Origin of the sequence: Streptomyces sp. NPDC002265, from assembly GCF_040296125.1 — a bacterium.
In the GTDB taxonomy this organism is placed as follows: Bacteria; Actinomycetota; Actinomycetes; order Streptomycetales; family Streptomycetaceae; genus Streptomyces.
On the sequence record NZ_JBEOWS010000465.1, the window covers coordinates 1 to 6,203 of the forward strand.

At 69.1% G+C, this 6,203-nt stretch carries 4 protein-coding genes; all 4 read right to left on the reverse strand.

Going from position 1 to position 6,203, the window contains the following annotated elements:
* Positions 1 to 139: 139 nt before the first annotated feature.
* Positions 140 to 334 carry a DUF8636 domain-containing protein gene (locus tag ABT085_RS42605; protein ID WP_351621430.1) on the reverse strand — a complete coding sequence of 65 codons (195 nt, stop codon included), beginning with the start codon at positions 332 to 334 and terminating at the stop codon, positions 140 to 142.
* A gap of 731 nt (positions 335 to 1,065) precedes the next feature.
* A complete protein-coding gene (locus ABT085_RS42610; protein WP_351621440.1) occupies positions 1,066 to 5,223 on the reverse strand; it encodes a carboxypeptidase regulatory-like domain-containing protein in 4,158 nt (1,385 codons plus the stop codon).
* Positions 5,224 to 5,256: 33 nt separating this feature from the next.
* Entirely contained in the window at positions 5,257 to 5,379 is a 123-nt protein-coding gene (locus ABT085_RS42615; protein WP_351621443.1) for a hypothetical protein, read from the reverse strand.
* A gap of 130 nt (positions 5,380 to 5,509) precedes the next feature.
* Positions 5,510 to 6,203, reverse strand: a 694-nt coding sequence (locus ABT085_RS42620; protein ID WP_351621445.1) for a helix-turn-helix transcriptional regulator, incomplete at its 5' end; no start/stop codon positions are given.

Sequence of the window (6,203 nt, forward strand, 5' to 3'; positions counted from 1 at the left end):
GTCACTGCGGCCGGGGCCCGCAGTGACGCAGACCGTGCCCGCTGTCGGGGCACACCCCAATGCGCTCAGTTGGTTACGGAACCAGGTACTCAGATCGTTCACGCAACTGCGGCCAGAACCAACTACGTAGAGTTCCACATCAGGCAGCCGGTTCAGGGAGCTCGCCGGGCCCGACCTCGATGATCTCCACACGAGTGCAGCCGGTCTCCTTCAGCGCCTTCTTCCGGCGCCTGGCCGCAGGCCTGTCGAAGCAGCCGGCAGAGACCTGCGAAACACCCTCAAGGTCCCTCCACACCAGGCCGTAACGCTGCACCGCAACCGTCATCGAAGCCATCCTCCCTGCACTCCCCCCACCCGTACGTCGCACGCAAGCATCATCCCCCGAATCCGTACGCCAACACGTCGCATCCCTCCAGCCGGCACCCTGTAGCCGGTGAAGGGATGCTGTCGGAACACTCCCCTGCAGGGGGCCGTGGCAGCAGAGGCAGAGCAACAAGCCGGTTGAGAACGGCCCTGTCTCCCACAACGCGACCGGTGTACTTCTGCGTGGCCAGACCGGTGGCAACGACCTCGAAGCGCTGCCGAACCACTGTCGGTCGTAGACGGACGCCGATGCCAGGGACTGCGCAGTCGGCGCTTTTCCGCTTCCATCGACTGTCCTGGATGACGCTCAAGGCCTTTCGGCAGTCCCTCCCTCGGCACGACGTGCTCTCCTTCAGATGTCGGCCACGCAGGAAGCATCGCGGCAGGCGACCTCGGCAGCGGGCAGCACGGTTCGCCGAGTTCATCCGCGGCCTGGGCAGCAACGACCCGCGGACGGTCAGGAGTGCCGGTTCACCGCGCGGCAGTGCGCCGCCATCGACTGTGGTGTGCTGCGCTGCTTTGGCCCTATTCCGAGTGCCGGGCCGCCGACCCGAACTGATTGCCGCCGGCACCTCCCGGAAGCCGCAGGCGTGATCGTCGTGGTTCGGAACACGGGATGCCCCCGCCAGAGTTGTGGCGGGGGCATCCCGTGTTCCGGCGCTTCGGTACGTCAGTCGGTGTGCCGGAACGCTGGGGCGCCGGTCAGCTGCTCGGCAGGGCGAAGTCAGCCTTGGTCAGGCTGCCGCGCTTCACACTCACCTCCCTGCTGCGCTTGTTGTATCCGTCGCTGGTGACCGTGATGGTCGGCGTGGTCTCCTTCAGCCACACGTCGTACACGCCGTGGCTGTCGGTCGTGACCGTGATGAGGTGCCGGCCTGCGTGTGAGAGGGCAACCGTCGCTCCGGGGAGGAGCTTGCCGGTGGTCGCGTCGGTGACCTTGCCGGAGATCTCCGCCCAGGAGGCGGGGGCGGTCGCCTTCAGGGTGACCCGGACCGGCTGGTACACGTACGGCGTGTCGGTGATCATGGACAGGGTGGCCGCGTACCTGCCGGGGGCCGCGAGAACCTTGGCGTCTGCGGTGACCCGGAGCCGAGTGGAGTGACCGGGCTTCAGCGTCACGGTCGTCCTGTTCTGCGACAGCCAGCCGACGTCGTCGCCGCCGCACTGGTCGAGCCCGGCCAGCATCGCTGCGCCGGTGGTGGTGGACACCCCGAACTCATCGGCCGTCCCGCCGATCTGGAAGAGCCCGCAGCCAGTACCGTGCCCGGCATCCGCGACCGCTGCGGGCGCGCTCGGCAGGTCGGTCCAGACATCGGCCACCGGGTCGTACTGCAGGGCGCGGTGGGTCATCGCCGCCCAGCCGGACGGGGGCGAGTCCATGCCCCCGACGACCTGGAGTCGGCCGTTGGCGGAGCTGTACGACGCACGGAGCTGGAAGTACGGCATGTCGGCGGCACGCGTCCAGGTGTCTCTCTTCGCGTGGTAGATGTACGTGTGCGCCAAGGGAGTGACGGGCCCGTGGACCTCGCTCAGGCCGCCCGCGCACACGATGCCGCCGTCGATCCCGCCGCATCCGCCGGCGCTCATGGCGATGGGGTAGTCGGCGATCCGGTTCCAGGTGTTACGCGCCGGGTCGTAGCGGTAGACGGCCGGGCTCGAGGACCCGTCGGCCGTGACTCCTCCGATCACGTACAGCTTGCCGTCGAGTACCGCGACGGCGGCATCAGCCAGTGCCTGCGGGAGATCAGCCACCCTCGACCAGCTGTCGCTGTCGGGGTGGTACGCGTAGGTGGTGGGCGTCCAGCCGACGGTCCCGCTCGCGTCGTAGCCGAAGCCGCCGGCCACGTAGAGCGTGCCGTTCACGAACGCGCCCGTGGCCGAGTTCCGCGGCTGCGGCAGGTCGGCGATCCGCGACCAGGACCGGGCAGCCGGGTCGTACACGTAACCGTGCCCGAGTACGTGCCCTCCCCACAGCTTGTCCATTCCGCCGACCGAGTACGTCTTGCCCCGATACGAACCCACGACACTGCCCCTGACCGGTTCGGGGTGGTCGGGCAGCGTGTGCCACGACCCGTCTGCCGCGGTCGGCTCGGTGGCTTCGGACGTGGTGGCGCTCTGCTCGGCCACCGTGACCTTGAGGGGCGCGTGTCCGGTGTTGGTGAGCGTGATGTCCTGGCTCGCCTTGCCGCCCAGCGCGGTGTTCAGCGACACCTTCCCGCGTGTGACCTTCAGCCGTCCGGCCTGCAGTGCGGGGTGGTAGGTGTGCACCGTGTCGGAGGCGGTGACGGTCGCCTTGGCCGTCGTGTACCGCGCAGCGGTCGTGGTGAGCGTGTTCTGCCCGGTCTTCGAGCTGTACAGCCAGTAGAAGCCGTCAGGCAGGCCGGGGTCGTTCGGGGTGGCGGTGCTGACCGCGGTGGCGTGCATGTCCGCGGCGTCGGCGGAAGTGGCCTTGACGGTGGCGCCGTCGATCGGCTGCCCGGTGTTGGCGTCGCTGACGCTGCCTTGGATCAGCCCGCCGCCGAGTGTGCGGCACTGACCGACCGACACACCGGACATCTCGAAGATCGACTGGCCGTCGCCGCTGAAGTGGAAGCGGACCTGGACCTTGCGGTGGCCCACGGCCTGGGTGAGCGGGACCTCGACGTGTCCGTAGAAATTGTCCTCGCCCTGGTACACCCTGCTCCAGGTTGCGCCGCCGTCGGTGGTGACGGACACGTCCGCCTCGGACCCCGACGGCAGCAGGGACAGCGCGTTGAACCGCAGGTCGGCGCTCTTGCGGTCGGTCAGATCGAAGGGCGGCGAGATCAGCGACGTGTCCTGTGCCCCGCCGCCGGTGCCGTAAGGGTTGGCGACGGCGAAACCGGCGTCGCCGATGAGGTTCCACTCCCCGTCGAACTCCCAGCCGTGTGCGGAGGGGTCCTTGTTGGTGACGGTCCAGCCGTACTTCGGCTGTTTGGTCCAGCCCTCGAAGCTGGCTTGTGCGGGATACGCGAAGCCGGGCGCGGTGCACTGCTCCAGGTCCGCGGCCACGGCGATGTCGTGCGTCACGTCGGCCGCACCGATCTTGATCGTGGAGTCGGACGTTTGGTATCCGGGATAGACCGGCGTGAGGTGCATCGTGTAGTCGGCCTGTTCGGGCAGATCCACGGAGTAGGCGCCGGTCTTCGCGTCGGTGTACAGCGCCCCGCTCGGGTAGCCGTCGATGGTGATCCTGGCGTAGAGCGGCCAGCCGTGCCCGGACGCGTCGGTCACCGTGCCCGACACCCTGTGGCTCGGAGTCTTCGTCAGTGCCATGTCCGCGGCGGCGGTGTGGTCGGCCGTCACCCCGATTCCGCTACGGGTGCCGGTCCCGTAACCGAAGAGCGACGCCGACACGTCGTAGGTGCCGGCCGGGACGGTGACGCGGTAGGCGCCTGTGCTGTCCGTCGTGGCGTGCGAGAGGAACTGGTCGGGCTTGTCCGTCAGCGTGACGGCCACCCCGGCCAGCGGCGTACCGGTCGCCAGGTCCGTGACGCGGCCGCTCACGACCCCCGACGGACCCTGGACGAGGGCGGAGACGCCGTCCGGTGTGCCGAGTCCGGTGGGCCCGTCCCAGCCGGGTCCGGCCTCGCACAATACGTCGCCGCAGGCGCCGTTGACGCCCTCGGTGATGTCGAAGAGACCCTTGGTCTGGTGGGCGTAGGGGTAGGTCACGGGGTACGTGTCCGCGACCGGGGTTCCCGCCAGCGCATACATCGCGGCGATCAGCGGCGAGGACAGGCTCGTGCCGCCCACCTGGAGCCAGCCGTCGTTGAGCGAGTTGTACACCGCCAGGCCGCTTTGCGGGTCGGCCACCGCAGAGATGTCGGCGGTGGCTCTGCGCGGGCAGTTCGTCGCCGATCCGCTCTGGTAGTCCGGCTGCGGCTCGAACGTCGAGCAGCCGCTGCCGGCGCCGGACCATGCGCTTTCCGTCCAGCCGCGCGCGGTGCCGGGGGCACGGGTCAGCAGCGTACCGCCGGTGGCGACGACATTCGGGTCGGACGACGGCCAGATGACCTCGTTGCCGGTGTCGCCGGAAGATGCGGTGACCACGACACCGGGATGGTCGAAGTCGGCGCCGCTCAGGTCGGACGCATGGGCGTCCGCCAGACCGTATGAGTTGGACACGAACTTGGCTCCGAGCTTCACCGCGGTATTGACGGCGGTGCCCAGGTCGCCCACGTTCGCGCTGTCCGCTTGGACCAGCAGGATGTGGCAGGCGGGGCAGGCCGCCGAGACAGCGTCGAGGTCGAGAGCGGTCTCCAGCGACCATCCCTTGTCGTCCGGCGGATAGTTGGTGCCGCCTTGCTGGTCGGTCTTGCGGAAGCACCCGTTCTGCGTGGTGCAGGCGGGCAGCCCGAACTGTTCGCGGTATTTGCCGAGATCGGCCTCCGCGTCGGCATAGCCATAGGCGTCCACGATCGCGACGGTCTGGCCCTGGCCGGTGGCCGGCAGGTGGTAGGCGGACTGAATGTCGGCGGGAGACAAGGCGGTGGACGACGGCCCGGCCGCTCGCACCATGACGCGCTGGTCGGATGTCGTCCGCACCAGTGCCTGGCAGCTAGCGGTGTGCTTCTTCGGCGTCGGGGTGTTGCAGTCTGCGGGCGCGTAGCGGTGAACCCGGCCGGAGATTTTCGCCAGCGAGGGCTTAGTGTCCTGCCGCGCCGCAGCAGCGTCCTTCTCTGCCTGCCGTGCCACCTCTGCCGGAACGGCGGCGGTGGGTTTGTGGGATCCAGTCGCCGGACCGGCCGCGACGGCGGGAACCTGCGCCGCGGCGAAGAGGCCCAGACAGGCGGCTATGAGGAACGAAACAGGAGCGCGCAGGCGCCCACGTCTTGTCATGAATAGACAGCCCTTCAGTGGTGTGGGGCGGAGTCAGAGCGGTTCGTAGCCGGAGGGCTCATCGAGTTCGGCACCTTCTGCGTCCGCGCACTCCGGCTCGTCGCGGTCGTCGTCGAGTTCGCGTCCACACGAACTCATGTTTTTGGCAACACTCATGAACAACCCTCAGTTGCTGTGGCCCGCACCAGCGCGGTCCGCCTGCGAGTATGAATTCGGCAGGCCGGCGTGAGCGATTGGCCAAATGGGCTAAAGAATGTGTGGACGCGCACGGACGAGTCCGCGTCGGTCAGAGGCTCCCCGCCTGCGCCACATGCACGGCCAACGCCGTTCTGGACGTCACCCCGTATTTGCGCATGGCCGACTTCAACTGCGCCGTGACGGTGCTGGGCGACCTCATCAGCTCGGCGGCTATCTGACGGTTCGTCAAGCCGTGCACCACGAGCCGCACCACCTCCAGTTCCCGTGGCGACAACTGGTTGCCGTATCCGCGCCGTCCCCCGCGGCTGCCGCCCCGCGCGGCCGGCGTGCACCGCTCGACACCCTCCTGCGCCCGTGTCGCCGCGTAGGGCCTCGGCAGCTGCGACCATGCCCGGGCCGCGTTGTCCCACGCCCGCGCCGCAGCGTCGAACTCACCCAGCCCCTCGGCGAGCACCGCCCGGCACTCCTGCAGTCCCGCATGCGCAGCGGGTGTGCACCGCCCGCTCAGCCCGTCGTCGAAAGCAGTCACGAGGCACTCGGCCTCCGCATGCCGCCCGACTGCTGTCAGCGAGGCCACTCGCACGGGTGCGACATCCGTCGCCCAGAACCAGATGCCCTTGCGCAGGACCAGACGAATGGGGTCCTCGGTCAGGGCAAGTGCCTCCTCGGCGTCGCCCGCGGAAAGCCTGAGCCGGGCCTGCGCCGCGGCGGGCTCCAGCCACAGGCCGATGGCGCAGCGGCGTTCGCCCTCCTCCCGCACGGTCCGCAGCAGATCTTCGACC

Excerpts from the sequence above, each read along its gene's own strand:
- ABT085_RS42605 (WP_351621430.1), bottom strand. The coding sequence starts at position 334 with ATGGCTTCGATGACGGTTGCGGTGCAGCGTTACGGCCTGGTGTGGAGG.
- ABT085_RS42610 (WP_351621440.1), bottom strand. The coding sequence starts at position 5,223 with ATGACAAGACGTGGGCGCCTGCGCGCTCCTGTTTCGTTCCTCATAGCC.
- ABT085_RS42615 (WP_351621443.1), bottom strand. The coding sequence starts at position 5,379 with ATGAGTGTTGCCAAAAACATGAGTTCGTGTGGACGCGAACTCGACGAC.